Annotated in this window: 22 protein-coding genes and 1 pseudogene; 16 read left to right on the forward strand and 7 right to left on the reverse strand. The window is 48.9% G+C overall.

The window, feature by feature from the left end:
• Together AXX12_RS07425 and AXX12_RS07430 are read right to left on the reverse strand one after the other, a co-directional pair.
• Positions 1–187, reverse strand: a pseudogene (locus AXX12_RS07425) (hypothetical protein); the annotation flags it as partial.
• 186 nt (positions 188–373) lie between these two features.
• Positions 374–1,213 (reverse strand): beta-keto acid cleavage family enzyme, encoded by an 840-nt coding sequence (locus AXX12_RS07430; protein ID WP_066240403.1) that lies wholly within the window; start codon positions 1,211–1,213, stop codon positions 374–376.
• Positions 1,214–1,881: 668 nt separating this feature from the next.
• Here AXX12_RS07430 and AXX12_RS07435 point away from each other — a divergent pair.
• The 4 genes from AXX12_RS07435 (at position 1,882) to AXX12_RS07450 (ending at position 6,557) form a co-directional block, all read left to right on the forward strand.
• Positions 1,882–3,492 (forward strand): sigma-54 interaction domain-containing protein, encoded by a 1,611-nt coding sequence (locus tag AXX12_RS07435; RefSeq protein WP_082816756.1) that lies wholly within the window; start codon positions 1,882–1,884, stop codon positions 3,490–3,492.
• 161 nt (positions 3,493–3,653) lie between these two features.
• Positions 3,654–4,574: an NAD(P)-dependent oxidoreductase gene (locus AXX12_RS07440; protein WP_461781732.1), complete on the forward strand. Its 921-nt coding sequence runs from the start codon at positions 3,654–3,656 to the stop codon at positions 4,572–4,574.
• A gap of 139 nt (positions 4,575–4,713) precedes the next feature.
• Positions 4,714–5,325: a VgrG-related protein gene (locus tag AXX12_RS07445; protein WP_066240408.1), complete on the forward strand. Its 612-nt coding sequence runs from the start codon at positions 4,714–4,716 to the stop codon at positions 5,323–5,325.
• Positions 5,326–5,453: 128 nt separating this feature from the next.
• Positions 5,454–6,557: an HD-GYP domain-containing protein gene (locus AXX12_RS07450; RefSeq protein ID WP_066240409.1), complete on the forward strand. Its 1,104-nt coding sequence runs from the start codon at positions 5,454–5,456 to the stop codon at positions 6,555–6,557.
• Between the two features lie 56 nt (positions 6,558–6,613).
• On the opposite strand, the gene AXX12_RS07455 is transcribed toward AXX12_RS07450, so the two are convergent.
• Positions 6,614–6,811: a hypothetical protein gene (locus AXX12_RS07455; RefSeq protein ID WP_066240412.1), complete on the reverse strand. Its 198-nt coding sequence runs from the start codon at positions 6,809–6,811 to the stop codon at positions 6,614–6,616.
• Between the two features lie 332 nt (positions 6,812–7,143).
• Between AXX12_RS07455 and AXX12_RS07460 the strand changes: the two genes are divergently transcribed.
• The 3 genes from AXX12_RS07460 to AXX12_RS07470 all read left to right on the forward strand — a co-directional run bounded on the left by AXX12_RS07460 (position 7,144) and on the right by AXX12_RS07470 (position 10,450).
• Positions 7,144–7,533 (forward strand): hypothetical protein, encoded by a 390-nt coding sequence (locus AXX12_RS07460; protein ID WP_066240415.1) that lies wholly within the window; start codon positions 7,144–7,146, stop codon positions 7,531–7,533.
• Positions 7,534–7,738: 205 nt separating this feature from the next.
• On the forward strand, positions 7,739–8,302 hold the full coding sequence (locus AXX12_RS07465) for a DUF5662 family protein (protein WP_156478609.1): 564 nt from the start codon (positions 7,739–7,741) through the stop codon (positions 8,300–8,302).
• 165 nt (positions 8,303–8,467) lie between these two features.
• Positions 8,468–10,450: a penicillin-binding protein gene (locus AXX12_RS07470; protein ID WP_066240420.1), complete on the forward strand. Its 1,983-nt coding sequence runs from the start codon at positions 8,468–8,470 to the stop codon at positions 10,448–10,450.
• Between the two features lie 221 nt (positions 10,451–10,671).
• Here AXX12_RS07470 and AXX12_RS07475 read toward each other — a convergent pair whose 3' ends face one another.
• Positions 10,672–10,878 (reverse strand): alpha/beta-type small acid-soluble spore protein, encoded by a 207-nt coding sequence (locus AXX12_RS07475; protein ID WP_066240423.1) that lies wholly within the window; start codon positions 10,876–10,878, stop codon positions 10,672–10,674.
• Between the two features lie 185 nt (positions 10,879–11,063).
• Here AXX12_RS07475 and AXX12_RS07480 point away from each other — a divergent pair, with 185 nt between their 5' ends.
• The 8 genes from AXX12_RS07480 to AXX12_RS07505 all read left to right on the forward strand — a co-directional run bounded on the left by AXX12_RS07480 (position 11,064) and on the right by AXX12_RS07505 (position 16,458).
• On the forward strand, positions 11,064–12,731 hold the full coding sequence (locus AXX12_RS07480) for a formate--tetrahydrofolate ligase (RefSeq protein ID WP_066240426.1): 1,668 nt from the start codon (positions 11,064–11,066) through the stop codon (positions 12,729–12,731).
• A gap of 188 nt (positions 12,732–12,919) precedes the next feature.
• The gene (locus AXX12_RS07485; RefSeq protein ID WP_066240429.1) at positions 12,920–13,771 is read left to right on the forward strand and encodes a bifunctional 5,10-methylenetetrahydrofolate dehydrogenase/5,10-methenyltetrahydrofolate cyclohydrolase; all 852 of its coding nucleotides are present in this window, start codon (positions 12,920–12,922) and stop codon (positions 13,769–13,771) included.
• Positions 13,764–14,108, forward strand: a complete 345-nt coding sequence (gene hypA / locus AXX12_RS07490; RefSeq protein WP_066240432.1) for a hydrogenase maturation nickel metallochaperone HypA — start codon at positions 13,764–13,766, stop codon at positions 14,106–14,108. The genes AXX12_RS07485 and hypA overlap by 8 nt, the downstream gene beginning before the upstream one ends.
• The gene (hypB, locus tag AXX12_RS07495) at positions 14,109–14,765 is read left to right on the forward strand and encodes a hydrogenase nickel incorporation protein HypB (RefSeq protein ID WP_066240435.1); all 657 of its coding nucleotides are present in this window, start codon (positions 14,109–14,111) and stop codon (positions 14,763–14,765) included.
• A gap of 11 nt (positions 14,766–14,776) precedes the next feature.
• A complete protein-coding gene (locus tag AXX12_RS18740; protein ID WP_082816757.1) occupies positions 14,777–14,944 on the forward strand; it encodes an aspartyl-phosphate phosphatase Spo0E family protein in 168 nt (55 codons plus the stop codon).
• Between the two features lie 21 nt (positions 14,945–14,965).
• A complete protein-coding gene (locus AXX12_RS07500; protein WP_066240437.1) occupies positions 14,966–15,292 on the forward strand; it encodes a cupin domain-containing protein in 327 nt (108 codons plus the stop codon).
• Positions 15,293–15,473: 181 nt separating this feature from the next.
• Positions 15,474–15,671: a hypothetical protein gene (locus AXX12_RS19245; protein WP_156478610.1), complete on the forward strand. Its 198-nt coding sequence runs from the start codon at positions 15,474–15,476 to the stop codon at positions 15,669–15,671.
• Between the two features lie 4 nt (positions 15,672–15,675).
• Positions 15,676–16,458 carry a CheR family methyltransferase gene (locus tag AXX12_RS07505; RefSeq protein ID WP_066240440.1) on the forward strand — a complete coding sequence of 261 codons (783 nt, stop codon included), beginning with the start codon at positions 15,676–15,678 and terminating at the stop codon, positions 16,456–16,458.
• Between the two features lie 184 nt (positions 16,459–16,642).
• On the opposite strand, the gene AXX12_RS07510 is transcribed toward AXX12_RS07505, so the two are convergent.
• Positions 16,643–17,794, reverse strand: coding sequence for a D-alanyl-D-alanine carboxypeptidase family protein (locus tag AXX12_RS07510; RefSeq protein ID WP_066240441.1), 1,152 nt, complete (start codon positions 17,792–17,794; stop codon positions 16,643–16,645).
• 147 nt (positions 17,795–17,941) lie between these two features.
• On the opposite strand from AXX12_RS07510, the gene AXX12_RS07515 reads away from it, so the two are divergent.
• Positions 17,942–18,589: a polysaccharide deacetylase family protein gene (locus tag AXX12_RS07515; protein WP_066240474.1), complete on the forward strand. Its 648-nt coding sequence runs from the start codon at positions 17,942–17,944 to the stop codon at positions 18,587–18,589.
• A gap of 71 nt (positions 18,590–18,660) precedes the next feature.
• Here AXX12_RS07515 and AXX12_RS20000 read toward each other — a convergent pair whose 3' ends face one another.
• The gene (locus tag AXX12_RS20000) at positions 18,661–18,786 is read right to left on the reverse strand and encodes a hypothetical protein (RefSeq protein WP_269448393.1); all 126 of its coding nucleotides are present in this window, start codon (positions 18,784–18,786) and stop codon (positions 18,661–18,663) included.
• 66 nt (positions 18,787–18,852) lie between these two features.
• Complete coding sequence (locus AXX12_RS07520; RefSeq protein ID WP_066240443.1) at positions 18,853–19,248, reverse strand: hypothetical protein; 396 nt, start codon at positions 19,246–19,248, stop codon at positions 18,853–18,855.
• Positions 19,249–19,256: the final 8 nt, after the last annotated feature.

Consider the following 19,256-nt stretch of genomic DNA (forward strand, 5'->3'; position numbering starts at 1 on the left):
TGCCAAAACCGGCGGAATAGGTAGTAAGCATCCCTTTCGTCACATCGATGCTGCCGTAGGCAAACAAAAGAGCCAACAAGGAACATAGGGGACCGACGATCAGCAGGTTCATGCCCTTGTACGCCAGCCACATGATCAGAGTCAGGGAAACCAGAATACCAATAAGACTGATAAGTTCGTAACCCATTTTCTCGAATTCTCCTTTGCGTTAATAATATGATTTTTTGATGAATTTCGCAGCATGTGCCGTATCTCCGCAAGGGAGATATGAAGTTATTTGGGTTCTTCTACCGGTTTGGTAATCACTCCGCAGGCACCTTCTGGATTTAGATTGTCCTCATTCACTCCTTTCCAGAAGGTCCTGGGAAGAGTACTACTGTTTTTTAGGCGTTAAACCAAGGATCTGTCTAGCTTCATCCGGAGTGGCGATCTCCTTGCCCATGGCAAGTGCGATATTCTTCACGCGCTGTAGCAGGCTAACATTGGTAGCGAGAACGCCTTTGGAGTAATAAATATTGTCTTCAATACCGACGCGGACATTGCCGCCAAGCGCCAAAGCGATGGTCGAAAGTTTCACATGGTCTTTACCGATGGCAGAAACGCCCCAGGTACAGTCTTTCGGAAGATGCTGATAGCAATACATCAAGGCGTCGACAGTCGCAGGCTGCGAGCCAGCCACGCCGAGCACGAGATTGAAGTGCATCGGAGTCTTGATTTCACCCTTTTCCGCCAAACGGATTGCATTCCAAATCATCGCGGTGTCAAAAACCTCAATTTCTGGCTTGACGTTGTATTTGAGCATTTCGGCTGCTAGATAGGAGACAGTTTCCGGATCGTTGAAATTGCATTTGGCGGGAAAGTTGGAAGAGCCGGTCGCAAGGCTCGACATATCGGGCGACAGGCAGATCATCTGACCGCGCTCCATATAGCTTTTGCCGGCGCGGCCACCGGTGGAAACCTGGCGAATAATATCACAGTCTGTATACCTATCAAGCTCTGCCATGACCTCACGGTTTACTTCGACGTCTGAAGTCGGATTTCCATCTTTGTCGCGGGTGTGGATATGAACTACAGCCGCGCCCTCTTTCCAGCATGCATAAGCATCAGCCGCAATTTCCTGCGGGGTTAGGGGAACATAAGGGGTTAATTTTTTGGTAGGGACATTGCCTGTAGGCGCGATGGTAAGAATAACTTTGTTGCTTAAATCACTCATGTTGGTTTCACCTCATATAATAATTTTTTTCGATTTAAGGGATAATTCTGGTCAAAGCTGGTTAATCTTTTCCAGAATTGCTGTCTGGCTTGACTTTGCCGGCAAGCCGCAATGGTGTATGCAATTTATCTTTTCGCTATTATGAGTTCAACGCATCACTCCAGTTCATCGGCAATTTCCCTTGTACTCTATAATAAGCAAAATCCATGCCAACAAGAGAATATGAATTTTAAACATGCACTAAATAAGCGGTAATGCCCACTTTGACTATGATCAAAGTGCATTGGTCATAATTGACGCAGTACTGTTTGTAGTTGATTTATATTTCTGATTTGCGGAAATATTTCCGTGTTTTCGGAATTTCGGAACTTTCGGCGTGTTGTAAACAGGAATATGCAATTGCCTGCCGAATGAATCTAAATGATAATTCATCGCCATTACACAAAGAAACGTTAATTCGGCCCGGTGTGCACGAAACCTGAGGAAGATTGCCACATTTCGTCCGCCGGACAACTAATACCTGTCATTATAACGACGGAATAGGACGTGCCTATTTCTGGGCTCGCCATGGATGGCGTAGCGCCTGCATTCGAAGCGTGCGGCGATCTTCTTCTGGTGCTTCGGCTTCGGCTCAAGCTTTGGATTATACAAGAAATGGAGGGATCATAATGATCAAAGTTTCTGCTGATCAATCTATCCTTGAGGCTGTCCGCCTGTTACTACAATCCACCGGCCGTGATATTTATTATTTTGATGAAGAGACTTCACTTGAACATAAAGTTAACCGGGAACACCTCATCGCCTTAGTCGCTTCTGGTTTTCCTGCCGCTCTTAGCTTGAAATCCATGGAGGCAATCACTCCGAATCTGCTCTCTTCTACTATCGACTCAAGCCAAACGTCGCTGGGGTTTGTCATGCGGTGGTTTATTAGCGTATTTGAATCACTGCATGACGGAGTTCTGATCATCGATCATAATGAAATCGTCCGTTATATCAATAAATCGTTCGAGCGAATCAGCGGGGCGGTGTTCTCGGAGACGGTCGGCCGCGTGCTGACTGAAGCCAGACCGGGGGCCAAACTGGGCAGCGCCGTTCGCACCGGCAAACCGCTATTAGGGGTTCGCCGGAAGTTTGGGGAAATTGAGTACATGACTGATATGCATCCAATTATCATTAATGGCGAATGTATTGGCGGCGTGACCATCGCACGTGATATTACGGAAATTCAGCAACTGCAAACCAAGCTAAGCAAATACCAGGTGCGCTATAATGATTTGTTGCGCCAGATAAATAAAGAAAATACGGCAACCTATCGCTTTGCCGACATCTGCGGCAACAGTCCGGCCTTGCACGCGGTCAAACGGCTGGCTGAGAAGCTAGCAAATTCAAATTTGCCAGTGCTACTTAGGGGTGAAAGCGGCACAGGCAAGGAACTATTTGCGCATGCTGTTCATCTGGCCAGCGCCAGACATGAACAGGCTTTTGTTACAGTTAATTGCGCCGCCATTCCTGGACCGCTCTTGGAAAGCGAACTGTTCGGCTACAGTGCGGGAGCTTTCTCCGGCGCCAAGCAAAGCGGCAAGTCTGGTTTGATTACGCTGGCTCATAACGGGACGCTTTTTTTAGACGAAATTGGCGACATGGATATTGAGTTGCAGGCGAAAATGCTGCGTGTGTTGCAGACTGGAGAAGTTCAGCCCTTGGGCAGTGTCAACAAGATGAAAGTAAATGTGCGGGTGGTCGCGGCTACCAACAGAAATCTGGAGGACATGATCCGGATAGGCAAGTTCCGGGAAGATTTATTTTACCGTTTAAATGTGTCGCAGGTGTACATCCCGCCTCTGCGCGAGCGTGTCCAAGATATCTCTGTCATGGCAGAACACTTCTTAGGACAATGCATTCACCCCAGCTTTGGCAAGCTAGAGCTCGACGCTGAAACGCTAAGAACCTTGGAACGCTATCCCTGGCCGGGAAACGTGCGTGAACTGGAGAATACCATCCGGTTTATCGCGAATATTACTGACCGGACTGTGATTACGCCCGACTATTTGCCGCAGGTTTTTTTCCAGCATCGTACTTTGGTCCAGAAGGAACAGACAATTAAGCCGGATGAAGCTGTTAGCTTAAAGACGATGAAGCACGCTGCAGAAAAAGAAATGATTGTCGCTGCTTTAACCAGCTTTGGCAGAAGTGTTCAGGGTAAGCGGGAGGCGGCTAAGCAGTTGGGCATCTCGTTAACTACTCTGTATGCGAGAATGAGCGTATTAAATATTAAGTGAACTATTTCAAAATTGGTGCTTGCTTGTTCAAAATGAACGTGTTAATATCAAAATTAGTTAAAGCTGGTTAATAAGCTGTCTGAAACTTTGTCCCAAAGCGGTTGCTTGCGGGATTATTGAAAGTTTCATTGACAGCTTTTTTGTTTTTCAGAAGCGCTTGGCTGGGCAAACCGGACAGACAATTTAGTAAAGGAGAGGTTCACATGAAAATCGGTTTTATGGGCTTAGGCCAAATGGGAAAACACATGGCGATGAATCTGCTCAAATGCGGCGAGGAAATTGTAGTCAACGACCTCAGAACAGACTCTTATCCAGAGTTTGAAGCCAAAGGCGCTAAAACGACGAAAAATCTTAAAGATATCGCCGAGTGCGACATTATCTTCCTTAGTCTGCCTGATACCAAAGTCGTTAAAGCCGTCCTCTTAGGACAACTGCTCGGTAATCTGAAAAAGGGGCAAGTGGTTGCTGATTTGAGTACAATTAATTACACAGCCAGCACTGAAATTGCCAAAGCACTTGAAGAAAAAGGTGTTGAGTTCATGGATGCTCCGGTTTCCGGTATGGAAGCGCGGGCAAAGGACGGTACGGTAACCGTTATGTGCGGCGGCAAAAAGGAAATATTCGACCTGCTGATGCCGTACTTCCAATGCATGGGTAGTAATATTCTCCACATGGGAGTCCATGGTTGTGGTCAACTGACCAAAGCCATCAACAATATCTTGTTTGACATCAATATCGCGGCGTTTGCCGAGATTCTGCCAATGGCTATTAAACTCGGACTTGACCCCGAGCAAATTGGCTCTGTCGTTAACAGTAGTTCTGGAAAGAGCTACGCATCCGAGTTCTTTATTCCACGCATTCTCAAACGGAACTTTGGCGATGGCTACCCGCTTGAGCATGCGTATAAGGATTTGGTCAGCGGCGCCGAACTTGGTGCGCAGCTTTGCATTCCTCTGCCTGTTATGCACGCAGCCGCCACTACCTACCAAATGGCGATGTTAAAAGGCCTTGGTCACAAAGATAAAGGCGCTATGACTTGTGTATTTGAAGATCTGCTAGGCGTAAAGTACGAGAAAAAATAAACAAAAAAAGTAAACAGCCGTGTGCGTTGCACCGGCTGTTTACTTTTTGTGACCGGGTACGATTAAATAGCTTAAGTTTCGTCATCTATTGTAATGTCATATATTGATAGGAAGAACCCTAGCAAGGAGGACATTCAGGATGAAACTTGGCGATCTCAGTGCAAAATACGAATCAAACGGTGATCCGGGGGCGATTTCCTCTGGTGAAGGTGATGCCGGCGGAGTCAGTTATGGCGCTTATCAGTTTGCGGCAAACGCCGGCGTTCCTGGGCAGTTTGTTGCTTGGCTGAAGCAAATCGGTTATTTGTATGCAGACGAGTTGGCGGAGGCTGGCGTGCCGGGATGTGACGAGTTTTCTGATGCGTGGCTGAGAGCTGCCGCTAGAGACCCGGACGGTTTCTTGGCAGCTCAGCATGAATTTGTAAGACAGAGCTACTATGAGCCGGCTCGGGAACAGGCGTTAGCGGCCGGTATCAACATCGATGGCTGCTCCTTTGCTCTGCAGAATGTAGTCTGGTCTGCTGCAGTTCAATATGGGGCCTATTATGTGAAAGAGTTGTTTGAAGATGCTGCGACCCAACTTGGCGTAACTTCTGCCGCCGACGCGGATGATGCGGCTCTTATCCAGGCGATTTATGACGTGCGGGCTTCAGACGAATGGACAACAGGCAGTCCCGAACTGCGGCCTGGGTTGATTGCCCGATTTGAAGCAGAGTGTCGTGATGCGCTGGCTGCTCTTGACAGTGAATGATAACGAACAGCGGCTGAGTAATAGGTAATTAGTCTGATTATCAGGAATTTTGAGAAACTTGATTTACCAATTGTCTACTGTGTAGTATCCTGTTAGTATGAGATCTTCGGTAGACGGGGTGAAACAAGTTGAACGCTAAATTTGACAGCCGGCGCTGCCTCATTCAGGAACTTACACCTGGTATGGAGATAGGCCAGACGGTATACGCAGGCAATGGAATGGCTTGGCTGGTTGAAGGGACTATCTTGAACTCGGAAATGATTCAGCGATTATTGGCGCTTGGCCTTGAGAACGTGGTCATTCGCGAGTATCGTAAAGTGCGGGTGGACATCCCCAAGGAAGAAACAGTTATCGAACCGCCACTCGAATTTGTTATCGCTCCTTCCACGTTACAGGTTAAAGTAGACAATGAATATGAGGCTGTGCTAACCAGCGTGCGGCGTCTATTTTCGATTCTACGTCTAAAGAGGGCGCTTGAGCCAACCACGCTTAACCAGATAACCGATCAGATTCTGGAATGGTCATCACGTGGTGCGTTCATTGCCAATTTTCTTTTGCTTGCTGCGCAGCGGCCAGATTATCCGGTGCAGCATTCTGTTCATGTGGCGGCGATTAGCGGTGTGATCGGCAATCTGCTGGAGATGCCTGAGCAGGAGCTGAAGGAACTGGTTTTATGCGGCTTAGTTCATGATATAGGCTTTTTACCTGATTCTAACGAAACGCTGCTCGGTTTGTCTCAGCCAGATCAGATGGAAAATGCCAGATCGCATCCGGTCAAAGGCTTCAAAATCCTGCAAGCATGTTCATTTATTCCACAATCCGTCCTATATGGAGTACTGCAGCATCATGAACGTTGTGATGGCAGCGGCTATCCGCTCGGGGTAGATCAGGATAAGATACATCGGTTTGCGAAAATTATCGGGGTGGCTGACACATACGAATTGCTAAATTTTAGCAGAGATAATACTGAATGTTTGTCGCCCTTCTTGGTCATGCGAAGATTAAAGGATGAGATGCTTGAAAAACTCGATCCAGTTTCCTGTACCGCGTTCCTAGAATATTTAACTAAGGGCATGATCGGCAACGTTGTCTTGTTGAGCGACGGCGCCAAAGCACAGGTGGTGTATTGGTATTCCTCTGATCCCCAGCCTGTTGTTAGAAAAGATAATGGTAACTTCATCGACCTCTCAAAACAAAAACAAGTATCGATTGTTAAAATTATCAGCGCGTAATAAAAAAGCAGGCCCTGTAAGTCCAACGCAATTGGATTTACAGGGCGTTTTTTGTATTATGTTGGCAATGAGTTTTTACACGGCATGTTTGGATTTTTATCGTTTTCTTCTGGACGGATTACGCTTGAAGCGGGTTGGCTAGTCTGATCATAGTTCGTATGTCCGTATGGGCCATGGTCAGGAGACTTTTGCGGTACATCGCCGCTAACCTGAGCTTTGCCATAGGTATCACTTCGTGGTTGTTTATCTCGCATGATTTATCCTCCTGTCATTTAGCATATTTAGAAGCGGGAACGTCTTGAATCGCGGACCCGGACCATACGCGGCGCATTTGGTTCAAGAAAGTTTTGCTCCGCGTCACTGGCGCGGTTGGAGAATTGTTTAGGATCACCCAACGTGAGTGCATGTGATAGGGAACGCGATACCGCAAAGCGTCTTCCTGAATTAGAAGCCATTTTTTCGCACCTCCTGCCGATAGTTTGTCCGAATTCATTAAGTCTGACGCTGGCAAAAGACTGTAATCGAATTTAGAGCAAAAATCTGGGGTAGCCTAGGAAAAGAATGAAGCAGACTGGAGGGAAGCCCCATGACAGATATTGATCAATTAATACAAGTTGATTTGATTGCCTTTCGTGAGCGAGCTATTGAAGCATTGCAGAAGCGAAACCCACATTTGTTTTCCATTGCCAATGCGATTTTATCAGGCAAGAAAAATCGGCTGGGACTGGAAGTGACAACAGCCGGGAAATCTATCGGGCAATATACGCTTCACCTAGATGGTCTAAAGGTCAGTCATGCCGAAGCTGGCAAGCTTGACCCGCAATTTCAACATCCGCTGTTGGGAACTATTCGACTGTACGGTATTATAGAACTTGCAGCGCTAGAACGAGCCTTGGCAGACCCAAAACTGCTAGAAGATCCACTGTCTGCGATCAGTGGCTATCTGCCTGATATAACTATAAAATTTTTGCCATAACCGCTAGCCGCTCGATGAGCGGCATTTCCTTAAGGAACGGAACACTAGCGTCACGAGACGACACGAGCGCCGCTAAGGACATCCGTTTTGTGTCGCTCGTGTATCGTTAGTGCCGCTCGTGTTCATCGCTCAATCACGATCCTCAATCTTATGAAGACCACGTAGCGCTTTTTCTTATCCTGGCGCAGGGAATTTGCGTTCTTATGTGAAATATAGTAGTGATATAACGAAGGCTCAATTTGAGGTGGCCACTCTGAAGCTTAGCAATCATCTGCGCTTTTTGCGGTATCTGCTTGAACATAAATGGCTGGTTTTCCTGGAAGCCTGCAAACTTGGTATCCCTTGGCGCGGTCTGGTGCATGATCTGAGCAAGTTTTCACCCCAGGAATGGCAGCCACGCGTGGCGGCTATGGGCAATCGTGCCAAAGATTATCAAGATGCTGAGGGTTTTTATGTTGCCGAAAACGTGCCAGACGAATTGGCGTCAAGTTGGCTGCATCATTATCACCATAACAAACATCACTGGCAATGGTGGGTTGTCCTGTTAGATGGCAAAGTATACAAAGTGTTGCCAATGACAGATGAGTACCGCCGTGAAATGTTGGCCGACTGGCTGGCAGTGGCTCGTATGCCCGGGCGGCAGGCTATGCTTCCCTGGTATCAGGAAAATCGTGATGCCATGCTGCTTCATCCCGAGACCAAACAGTGGGTTGAAGAACAATTAGGTCTGCAGACTGATAAAGCGTGTTTCAAAAACACGCAACCATAAAAAGGGGAGGCTGTTAGAAAATGCCCAGATGCTAGGAACAGCGAGGCTTGCGCCGCGCCGCGTACAAAAGGTACGCAAGCAAGCAAACGCAGTCGCGACAACGCAGATGGGCGTTTTGTAGCAGTCTCTGACCAAAAAAACAGAAAGATAGTGGAGTGACAAAGAATGCGGCTAGTGTCTCAGCCTGTACATAAACGGATTGCGTTTGTGTTAGTATTCATCATCGGTTCGCTTTGTCTGCTGGCTTTGCGTATCGCCTGGATTCAGTTTGTCGATGGCAAACGTATGGCAGAAAAAATGCAGGCCCAGTTAAAAGATACACGAATTCTCTATTCACCACGGGGCATCGTCTATGATCGCAACGGCCGTGAACTGGCAATTAGCGCAATGCGTAAGTCTTTATACGCCGACCCGGGAGAGATACCTGCACAAAAGCGGGAGGAAACCGCGCGCATTCTGGCGCCGATTCTCTCAATGCGGGTTTCTGATCTGCTTGATTTGCTAAAGACCGACAGCCGTTTCGTCTGGATTCGGCGGACCCTGGAACCAGATGTCTCTGATAAGATTTCTGCTGCTATTGCCAGTCAAAACTTGACAGGATTGCATTCTGTCGAAGAAAGCAAACGGTATTACCCCAACGGAAGCCTGGCAGCGCATGTCTTAGGTTTTGTCGGAACAGATGACATTGGCCTGGAGGGGCTTGAGTTGTCATATGATCGACTGATCCGCGGCGAAACCGTAAAACGGTTAATCGATACAGACAGCCAAGGTGTGCCAATCTTTCATTCAATCTATAACAGTAAACAAGTTGGCAATGTAACCAATTTGCATTTAACTCTCGATGCGAGCATCCAATTCATTGTGGAAAAGACGCTCGATAAGGTGATGGTGGAGAAAAAAGCCAAGGGGGCGGCAGTCATCATCATGGATCCTCGTACCGGGGAAATACTGGCGATGGCCAGTCGGCCTGGCTATAATCCCAACGATTTCGGCCAGTATCCTCCGGAGACTTGGAAGAACCGCGCCGTGTCATATGTTTATGAGCCGGGATCGACGTTTAAAGCAATGGTTGCGGCGGCTGCCATGCAGGAAGGGCTGGTTAGTCCGGGAGAAATTTTCAATGACTCGGGTAGAATCTCTGTTGGCGGTATCACGATTCAAAACTGGGATGGCGAGGGACGAGGCGCTGTTCCGTTCAGTCATATTATTAAAGATTCGATTAATACCGGTTTTGTCATGGTTGGCGAACGATTGGGCGCTGCTAAGCTAATGCAATATACTCGTCAGTTCGGCTTTGGTCGCGCTACCGATTTGCGACTGCCAGGTGAAGAAGAAGGTTTGCTGTTTGAAGCAAAATCTATGCGTGCGTCTGATCTGGCTAGTGTTTCCATTGGACAAAGCATCGCAGTCACGCCGATCCAATTGTTGACAGCGATTTCGGCGATCGCTAATGATGGCGTGTTACTCAGGCCTTATATCGTGCGTGAGCTTCGTAATAATGGTGGTTCGACTCTATCGCATGCGACGACTGAAGCGGTTCGACAGGTCATTTCAGACAAGACAGCAAAAGAATTGACCGTTATGCTAGAGACGGTGGTGTCGGCTGGCGGCGGCACCCAGGCAGCCGTGAAGGGCTATCGATTCGCCGGTAAAACAGGCACAGCTGAGAAGCTCAAGGCTGACGGATCTGGCTATGAACGTGGTCATTACATTGCCTCCTTCGCTGGGTTTGGTCCAGTCGAGGATCCACGACTAGCAGCCTTAATCGTAATCGATGATCCGGATGGTATATACTATGGCGGTCAAGTAGCCGCACCGGTATTCCGTGAGATTATGACACAGGTCATGCTGTATCTCACCCTTAAGCAAAACGCGGCAGCGTCAAAACCGGTAGACTTAGCCGTTGAGATTGCGGATCGTAATTTGTCGCCAGGCATGGACAACACTGATGCTAAACAAGGCAAAGTCGCTGTGCCAGACCTTCGCGGCAAGACTGTTCGCGAAGCAGCGCGCTTGCTCACTGAAGCTGGACTAGCCTTTATTCCATCAGGCAGCGGTCTGGCAGTTAGTCAAGAGCCGCTGCCGAAGGCGAGTGTTAATGCCAATTCAGAAGTAAAAGTCACCTTTTCACCATCAGGCCGTCGATAAAGGCCAATCTGCGTTGTTAGCCACGCGACCCCCTTGCTTGCGTACCTGCGAACGTACGCGGCGCTGCTGGGTTCGCGTGGCTGCCTAGCATCTCGGCCTTTCTCAACGGCCTGGGGGAAGTTGGCATATGGCGGGGCATTGATGAAGTGGAGAAAAATAGTAAGAAGGGCGGGATGACCGCCCTTCGTTCGATACCGGATAGGATAAGGATAGCGGAATGGTTATTTGCCGCTCAATCCGGATTCATACTGCTCGATCATTTTACGAACCATTTGACCGCCTACACGGCCACAGTCAGCCGAAGTCATAGTTGACCAACCTTGCGAACGCACTTTGTCAGCTATACCTAGTTCGCTGGCGATCTCAAACTTCATTTGATCCAGAGCATTTTCGGCGCTGGCGTTTACAGGTTTATTGCTGCGTGCCACATTAATCACCTCCTTTGCTTTTACACTCTTATTATCAACTGGCGACAATCGGATTATTCTTGATTGTCTATGTTAATTACTAACAGAATAAAAGAAGACTTGCTGCAATGGAAGGAAAGAGTCGGCAATAAAACGAATAATATTGGACAAGAAGTAAGATACTAAACTGTTGTAGAGGTGACGGTATGCAAAGCGATATTGAAATTGCACAAGCGGCGAAGATGCTACCCATTTCTCAAGTTGCGGCCAGGCTGGGACTTGATGAAGATTTGCTGGAGCATTACGGGAAGTACAAGGCTAAAGTGTCGTTGGATCCGCTTAAAGACAAGAATCGGCCAGACGGTAAGTTGATTCTTGTCACAGCGATTACGCCGACACCTGCCGGTGAAGGAAAATCGACGACGACAGTCGGTTTGGCTCAAGCCATTGCTAAGCTAGGCCGTCGGGTTGCCGTCGCACTAAGGGAACCGTCTCTTGGCCCGTGTATGGGTGTAAAGGGTGGGGCGGCCGGTGGCGGCTATTCACAGGTCGTACCGATGGAAGACATCAACTTACATTTTACTGGCGATATTCATGCTGTCAGTACAGCCCATAACCTGCTTTCCGCTATGCTTGACAACCATTTGCAGCAGGGCAATGAACTCAATATTGATCCTAGGCGCATCGCGTGGCGACGGGTATTGGACATGAATGACCGCGCCCTGAGAAATATTATTGTTGGACTCGGCGGCAAAGCGCATGGAGTGCCACGCGAGGACGGCTATGACATATCGGTTGCTTCTGAAGTAATGGCGATTTTATGTCTCGCCGGCGATCTAGCTGATCTCAAGGAACGGCTGAGCCGGATCATTGTTGCCTATACCTATGCTGGAGAGCCGGTCACTGCTGGCGATCTGAAAGCTGCTGGGGCCATGGCCGCACTTTTGAAAGACGCGATCAAGCCAAACTTGGTGCAAACGTTGGAGAATGTTCCTGCGTTCATTCACGGTGGGCCGTTCGCCAATATTGCTCATGGCTGTAATAGTGTTACGGCAACTCGGATGGCATTAAAGACTGCTGACTATGTGGTGACAGAAGCGGGCTTTGGCGCTGACCTCGGTGCGGAGAAATTCTTTAATATTAAGTGCCGTTATGCTGGACTCGCGCCCCGGGCAGTCGTCCTGGTCGCCACAGTTAGGGCACTGAAAATGCATGGCGGAGTTGCCAAGCCTGACCTCGCCAAGCCAGATGCGGCGGCGGTCACTCGCGGTGCAGCGAACTTGGCTAAACACTATGAGAATATCGCCAAATTCGGCGTACCTGCTGTAGTTGCTGTCAATATCTTTCCCACTGATAGCCAAGAAGAGTTGGATGCAGTACTCGCTATTTGCCAGAACCTTGGCGCCCCTGTCGCATTGTCAAATGTTTGGGCAGAAGGTGGTGCAGGCGGGATACAATTAGCTGAGATGGTGTTGGCTCTCGCTGACAGTGGTCAGGCGGCGTTTGCGCCGCTTTATCCTCTAGAACTGCCGCTGACGGAAAAGGCCCGCATTATTGCCAAGGAAATATATGGCGCCGAAGATGTTAATTTCACCAAAGAAGCCGAGCAGATGTTAGCTGTCCTCACAAAGAATGGCTATGGGAATCTGCCGGTGTGCATGGCTAAAACACAATATTCATTTTCTGATGATCCGACACGGCTCGGGCGTCCTGAGGGCTTCACGGTCACGGTTCGTCAGGCCCGCATCTCCGCTGGCGCCGGCTTTGTCGTCTTGCTAACAGGCGAGATCATGACTATGCCTGGCCTGCCTAAACGTCCAGCGGCGGAAAACATCGATATCGACGCAAACGGCCGCATTTCGGGGCTGTTTTAGAAACTTAAACGAAATCAGGGGATAGTACGACTAACCACAGAGTACACAGAGGCCGCAGAGGGGACACAGAGGGTTCGAGTTAATGATTTTTTCATAAAATCTAGCAGCCCTCTGCGGACCCTCCGCTTACTCTGCGTACTCTGCGGTTAACGTCTTCGTCTTCTTCTCTAGAATCTCAGGAGGTTTTCATGGCTATAATTCTTGCTGGCGCGCCTGTTGCCGCTGCCCGTCGGGACGCTATTCGCGCCCGCGCCGAGTCTCTACGCCGAAATGGTGTTGTTCCTTGTTTAGCGATTGTATTGGTGGGCGATGATGCCGCCTCTCAGGTCTATAGTCAGCGACTACAAAAGCTTGGTGCGAGTGTTGGTGTGAGCGTTATTCTTGAAAAACTGCCTCAAACGGCGCTTGCAACAGAGGTAGTAACCGTGATTGAACGGTTAAACGCTGATTCTGACATTCACGCCATTTTGCCAATGATGCCGCTACCGCGCCAGATTGATGCGAATTTGGTGGTTGAACAATTGTCACCCCTGAAAGATGCTGATTCATTGCATCCCTTAAACGCAGGACTGGTGGCAACGGGTAAAAGTGCGTGGGCGCCCTGTACTCCGCGCGCTGTGATGGCCATATTAGCACATTATCAGATTCCGCTTGCCGGTCGTCACGCGGTTGTAGTTGGGCGCAGCAATGTGGTCGGCAAACCCTTGGCCAACTTACTGTTAGCCGAGGATGCGACGGTAACGATCTGCCATTCGAAAACAACAGATTTAGCCAAGGTCATCAAACAGGGCGACATTGTCATTGCCGCAGTTGGTCGGCCGAAGCTGATCCAGGCAGATATGATCAAGCAGGGCGCTGTTGTGGTTGATGTTGGTATCAACGAGACGGCTGAAGGCTTGGTCGGCGATGTTGATTATCTGGCGGTTGAGCAGGTCGCTGCCGCGATAACGCCTGTGCCTGGCGGCGTGGGGACAGTCAGCTCAGTCATGGTTATGGAAGCGGTTCTTAACCGCTGGCTAAAAGACGATCCAAATGCATGAAATGGCTATTGCTGCTAGCGTCCTTGACATCGTGTTGGAGACTGCGGCGGCGGCTCAAGCCAATCGTGTTGTTAAGGTGAAGTTGCTGATCGGCGAAATGGCAGGCGTGTCTGGGGAGGCGCTCCGGTTCTGTTTCGACAGTATCACTGAAGGTACACTAGCGGCAGGCGCGGCGCTTTGCATTGACCTCGCACCTCTGATTGGATGTTGCCGCGAGTGTGGCAGTACGTTTCCCGTCTCAGAAGCGCGCTTTATTTGCCCTGCCTGTAGTTCGTTGGTAGTCGATGTGCTTTCTGGACAGGAACTGCGTGTAGAGAATATTGAGGTGGAAGACTAAATGGAAATCCCGGTCAAAACCAACATCCTCGATAAAAATGCAAAGATCGCCAACCGAGTGAATCAGCGTTTGCGAGAAAGCGGCATCATTACGATTAATTTGATGGGCTCGCCCGGATCAGGCAAGACTTCCCTGTTAGAACAGACTATTGTTGGATTGAAGGGCAAATTGAAGCTAGCGGTTATCGAAGGCGACCTATTTACCTCTAAAGATGCGGATCGCATCAACGCTTACGGTGTTCCTGTCATTCAGATCAACACGAGCGGTGGCTGCCACTTAGACGCCTCGATGATTGAACTCGCTTTAACTGATCTAGAATTAAAGGGCGTCGATTTACTGATTATCGAAAATGTCGGGAATCTGGTTTGTCCAGCAGAGTTTGAACTGGGTGAAGATAGCCGGGCTTTGGTCTTTAGCATCACAGAAGGCGAGGATAAGCCTCTAAAATATCCGCTGATATTTAAGCGTTCTGCAGCCGTTATCATTAATAAAATTGACTTGCTGCCGCATACAGCCTTTGACATGACAACGTTGATAGACGATATCAAAGCCATTAATCCGTCAGTGCAGATTATTGCGGTCTCCTGCCACAATGGCGAGGGATTTGGCGATTGGCTTAATTGGCTGTGTGAGCAAGTTCAAAGAAAGAAAAAGTGAGGATGGCGTGAATGCTGAATTTACGAGAGCAGGATCGCAAAATTGAAGAGACTCGTATCCGGTTAAGCTCTTTAGTCGCAGCTCAGGGATTCGACATGAAGAACCCGGAGGTCATTGCACTCAGCACTGAACTGGACCGTCTTATCGTCGATTTTGAGAAGGCTAAAAAAGCTAGATAGAAAATGGATGGAGGAGAAGACATGATAGTAGAGTATGCTAATGTTGCCGAAACTCGTGTCAGTGACAAGAATGTAAGGCGGGTACTGAGCTATGGTGAAAATCTGATGCTGGTTGAGTTCCGTTTTGCCAAAGGCGGTGTTGGTACACCACACATGCATGAGCAACATGACCAAGTTGGCTACATTGCCAAGGGGAGTTTCGAAATTACCGTGGGTGACGAGACCAAGATAGTGCGACAAGGTGATAGCTATTATGCGCCGAAGAATATGCTGCACGGCGTAGTCGCACTGGAAGAGGATTCGGTGATTGTGGACGCCTTCACCCCTCACCGCGCCGACTTCCTCTAGAGCGTTGATAAGCACCCATCTACGTTGTTGACCCTGAAGCCCCCTTGCTTGCGTACCCGTATCGTACGCGGCGCGGCGGAGGCTTCGGGGTCGCCTAGTATCTGGGCACTTCTGAACGCTCTAGGGACAGGCGGTTGATATACCCTATCTACAAACGAAGACTGGTTCGCAGGGCTTTCTAGTGACGCCGTTAGCTAACATCCGCAATCGTGTCATCGCGACGACGGCACAGGACGTGCCTAGTGTCGAGCGGGCCAATGGACGGCAAAAGGTTCGAATCGAAGCGCGGCGATCTTCCCCGGCTTTTCGCTCGCATTGCAGCAGAGGAGTTTCCGCTCATCCTGTCGAATTAGCGAAGCAAGAGCACCAGGGGAGATGATAGGATGAGTGTTAACGACTGGGAAATGTTTAAGGAAAAGCTATTTGCTAAATCCAATATTAATTTGAATGATTATAAGCCGGCGCAGATGCAACGCCGGATAACCAATTTGATGACACGTCACGGCAAAGCCACGTATATGGATTTTTTTCGTTTGATCGAGACGGACGCCAAACTGTATAAGGACTTCATTGATTACCTGACAATTAATGTGACTGAATTTTTTCGGACACCAGAAAAGTTTGTCGAGCTTGAAAATAAGGTAATTCCTGATCTCTTGGCAACCAGCCCGCGTCTGAATATCTGGAGCGCCGGCTGCTCAATTGGCGCAGAACCGTACTCTATCGCCATGATCTTGATGGAGAAGACGCCGACAGTTAAACATAGGATTCTAGCGACAGACCTGGATGTGGAAATGCTGACCAAAGCAAAAAATGGCGCTTATAGCGCCAATGAGTTGAAGAATATGCCGCAAGCTCGCCTTGCTAAGTACTTTCGCGAGTCAGCAGGCTCATATAACTTGCAGGAAACAGTCAAAGAGCGGGTGGAGTTTCAACGTCATAATCTGCTATTAGACAAGTTCGAGTCTGGCTTTGACCTAATTCTCTGTCGCAATGTGGTTATCTATTTCACTGAAGAAGCCAAGGATGCTCTGTATCGACGTTTCTTCACCGCACTTAAGCCAGGCGGCGTATTATTCGTCGGCGGGACCGAGGCCATCCTTAATTTTAGGGATATTGGGTTCCAGCATTATGTGCCATTCTTCTACAAAAAGCCAGAGCGTTAGGCCTGGCTAGAGTTACGTAACCGTGCAGGTTAGGGAAGAATACATAGGAAGTCGTTAGCGCTAAGCCCGCAAAGCGCGGTTAAAGTGATCACAAAGCGAGACAATAATAAAATTATTATTTCTTTGCGCCGCTTGCGCTCTTTGCGCTATGTTCCCTGTTGCCCAAAGACCGAAGCGGCTTTTCTTATAGTACGCCCCAGTTGGAGAGTCTTCTGTAAAACTGAGTCAATTGATTCATGATTATGCGGCTTACAGTCCTCTCCTCAACCTCGCGGTCGGCTACGATATCCACGATTTTGACGGCCTTGTCGTGAGTGTAGAAGATAACTTCGCCGACTTTTTGCCCCTGAAAAACAGGGGCTTTTATTATTTCCGGCAAGTCGACTTCGACAGTGGTGGCTGCGGCATCCTCGGCTTTGACCACAATGGCAGCCGTTCCTGACAGAATGACACTGACCTCAGGGAATAAACCATTGGGGACTGGCAGAGAGGCCAAAGTCTGTCCTTCGAGCCCGTATTCAACCAAGTCAAAATTCTGAAATCCGTACTGCAATAAGCGCATTGAGTCAGACCAGCGTTCATGGTCATGAAGTACGACAGAGATAAGTTTTTGGCCGTCGCGGGTCGCGCTGGCAACTAGGCAAGGGCCGGCTTCACTTGTGGTACCTGTTTTGACACCGTCCGCATCAGCAAACATCCACAATAGTTTATTGGTATTGCGGATGGCTTTTTCCTGCTCTTTGCCCCTACGGTCTAGCCAGTCGATATTAGTTTCGCGCGTCCGGACAATATCGGCGAACACAGGATTGGTTAAAGCGTAGCGGGCGATGACCGCGAGGTCATGCGCAGATGAGTAATGCCCGATAGCGCTTAATCCGTTTGGGTTGATAAAATGGCTGTCCCGAGCACCAATGGCCGCAGCCTTTTCGTTCATTATCCGGGCGAATTCTTCAGTTGAACCGGCAATATGTTCGGCAATCGCCACCGCCGAGTCATTGCCTGAGCGCAGCATCAAGCCCTCGAGTAGCTCGCGCAGTGCTAATGTCTGACCAGGATATAGGTACATTGAGGAGCCGCGAGTGGCGGCGGCGCGCGGGCTAACTGTAACGTCAGCCTCAAGCTGTCCCCGCTCGATCGCGATGATCGCGGTTAGTATTTTAGTTGTACTGGCTGGAGCGAGGCGTTTATGCATCTTCTTTTCCCAAAGCACCTGGCCAGTCTTAACATCCATCAGAATAGCTGCATCGGCTTTTATAATAGGATTCGCAAAACCGGGCTCAGCGATTATCAGGGTTAGCATGGTTAGGAAACCAATAATAACTATGCGAAACTTCATTTGGCCCCTCCTGCAAGTAGTTGTTTTGCGTGAATAGAAACATGAGTAGTAACATATGGTTCCTGTAGAAACATTTTCAGAAAGTGGAGGAATACCGTGAAGGCAAAAAACAGATGGGTATTTTCCATTGCTCTTTTGACTCTGACGATGCTAGCCGGAACGTATCATCTGACAGCATCAACCGAACTGGCGCTACGCTATGTGCCGACAACTCATAAAGTTGTAGCTCTGACCTTTGACGATGGACCGCATCCCCAGACAACGCCGCAAATTTTGCGGGTACTAAAAGAAAAACAGGTAAAAACAACTTTTTTCGTTTTAGGCTCTAATGCGGCAACTCATCCCGAGTGGGTAAAGCAAGCTGCTCAGGACGGGCATGAGATTGGCAGCCACGCATATAGTCACAGATTCTTTAACACGTTGAAAACAACTGAATATGAGGCAGAAATGGATCAGACGAATCAACTGATTTGCCAGCTTGCCCATGAGCCAGCAGTGTTTCGCCCCCCCGGCGGCTCGTGGAATGATGCGGTTGCCCGCGCGGCTCTGTTGCGTGGGCAGACAACCATTCTTTGGTCAGTTGATACCGGCGATTGGCGGCGTCTACCTGTCGGCCAGGTGGTAAAAAATACCCTCGACAACGTAAAACCTGGCAGTATTGTATTGATGCATGACGGGCAACCGGCGCTGCCGACAGCGGAAGCGGTAGGAATAATTATTGACAAGCTGCGAGATAAGGGATACCAGTTCGTGACGGTTAGTGAGCTGTTGCAGTACTACGAAGTCCGACACTAACCGAGCTCTTCAAGCACCAAAGGCCAATCTGCGTTGCACCCGTAAAGGGTATGCCGCCAACGTCTAAGGCGCTAAAGCGCCAAGAGTTGCGCAATCATCCCGGAAAAGTCCATTGCTTGCGTACCAGAACCGTACGCGGCGCGGCTGGATTTTCTGGGCTGCCTAGTGATGCTACTCTGCTTTTCTACTTCAGACATATCACTATTCTCATAGGCAACAACACCTCGACCTTTCTGAACGCCCGGGGAACAGTGAGCTCGGGGCTAAAATTCCGGACTAAACGGCTGCAACTGATTCCATTGCGAGCCGATTTGCTGCTCGAACCGCATGACACTGGCAGTGCGCTCGCTGCGTAGACTTTGTACTGAACTAAGCAGACCTTGGTTATATGTATAGACTTTGTGCTTTGGCACAGTGACTGGCTTGGCGTAGTCTTGTAACTTTAGGGCAACCTTATAGTTACTTCTGCCTGATTTAAGTACAACCGCTGGTTCGAGTAAATCAGACCCGTCGTAACGATGCACCAGACAATTGGGGACCATTTGGTCAATTACGTTTTTCATCGTTCCTTTGAGAACAATGCCCGAACCGCAGCCCGGACAACTGGCAGTAGTGATTGGTAAATAACTGTTACATTTTGAGCAAACGACTCCATCCATGTAAATCC

Source organism: Anaerosporomusa subterranea, from assembly GCF_001611555.1.
Classification (GTDB): domain Bacteria; phylum Bacillota; class Negativicutes; order Sporomusales; family Acetonemataceae; genus Anaerosporomusa; species Anaerosporomusa subterranea.

Excerpts from the sequence above, each read along its gene's own strand:
- AXX12_RS07430 (WP_066240403.1), bottom strand. The coding sequence starts at position 1,213 with ATGAGTGATTTAAGCAACAAAGTTATTCTTACCATCGCGCCTACAGGC.
- AXX12_RS07435 (WP_082816756.1), top strand. The coding sequence starts at position 1,882 with ATGATCAAAGTTTCTGCTGATCAATCTATCCTTGAGGCTGTCCGCCTG.
- AXX12_RS07445 (WP_066240408.1), top strand. The coding sequence starts at position 4,714 with ATGAAACTTGGCGATCTCAGTGCAAAATACGAATCAAACGGTGATCCG.
- AXX12_RS07455 (WP_066240412.1), bottom strand. The coding sequence starts at position 6,811 with ATGCGAGATAAACAACCACGAAGTGATACCTATGGCAAAGCTCAGGTT.
- AXX12_RS07460 (WP_066240415.1), top strand. The coding sequence starts at position 7,144 with ATGACAGATATTGATCAATTAATACAAGTTGATTTGATTGCCTTTCGT.
- AXX12_RS07470 (WP_066240420.1), top strand. The coding sequence starts at position 8,468 with ATGCGGCTAGTGTCTCAGCCTGTACATAAACGGATTGCGTTTGTGTTA.
- AXX12_RS07480 (WP_066240426.1), top strand. The coding sequence starts at position 11,064 with ATGCAAAGCGATATTGAAATTGCACAAGCGGCGAAGATGCTACCCATT.
- AXX12_RS07485 (WP_066240429.1), top strand. The coding sequence starts at position 12,920 with ATGGCTATAATTCTTGCTGGCGCGCCTGTTGCCGCTGCCCGTCGGGAC.
- hypA (WP_066240432.1), top strand. The coding sequence starts at position 13,764 with ATGCATGAAATGGCTATTGCTGCTAGCGTCCTTGACATCGTGTTGGAG.
- hypB (WP_066240435.1), top strand. The coding sequence starts at position 14,109 with ATGGAAATCCCGGTCAAAACCAACATCCTCGATAAAAATGCAAAGATC.
- AXX12_RS18740 (WP_082816757.1), top strand. The coding sequence starts at position 14,777 with ATGCTGAATTTACGAGAGCAGGATCGCAAAATTGAAGAGACTCGTATC.
- AXX12_RS07500 (WP_066240437.1), top strand. The coding sequence starts at position 14,966 with ATGATAGTAGAGTATGCTAATGTTGCCGAAACTCGTGTCAGTGACAAG.
- AXX12_RS07505 (WP_066240440.1), top strand. The coding sequence starts at position 15,676 with ATGAGTGTTAACGACTGGGAAATGTTTAAGGAAAAGCTATTTGCTAAA.
- AXX12_RS07510 (WP_066240441.1), bottom strand. The coding sequence starts at position 17,794 with ATGAAGTTTCGCATAGTTATTATTGGTTTCCTAACCATGCTAACCCTG.
- AXX12_RS07515 (WP_066240474.1), top strand. The coding sequence starts at position 17,942 with ATGCTAGCCGGAACGTATCATCTGACAGCATCAACCGAACTGGCGCTA.
- AXX12_RS20000 (WP_269448393.1), bottom strand. The coding sequence starts at position 18,786 with ATGTCTGAAGTAGAAAAGCAGAGTAGCATCACTAGGCAGCCCAGAAAA.
- AXX12_RS07520 (WP_066240443.1), bottom strand. The coding sequence starts at position 19,248 with ATGGATGGAGTCGTTTGCTCAAAATGTAACAGTTATTTACCAATCACT.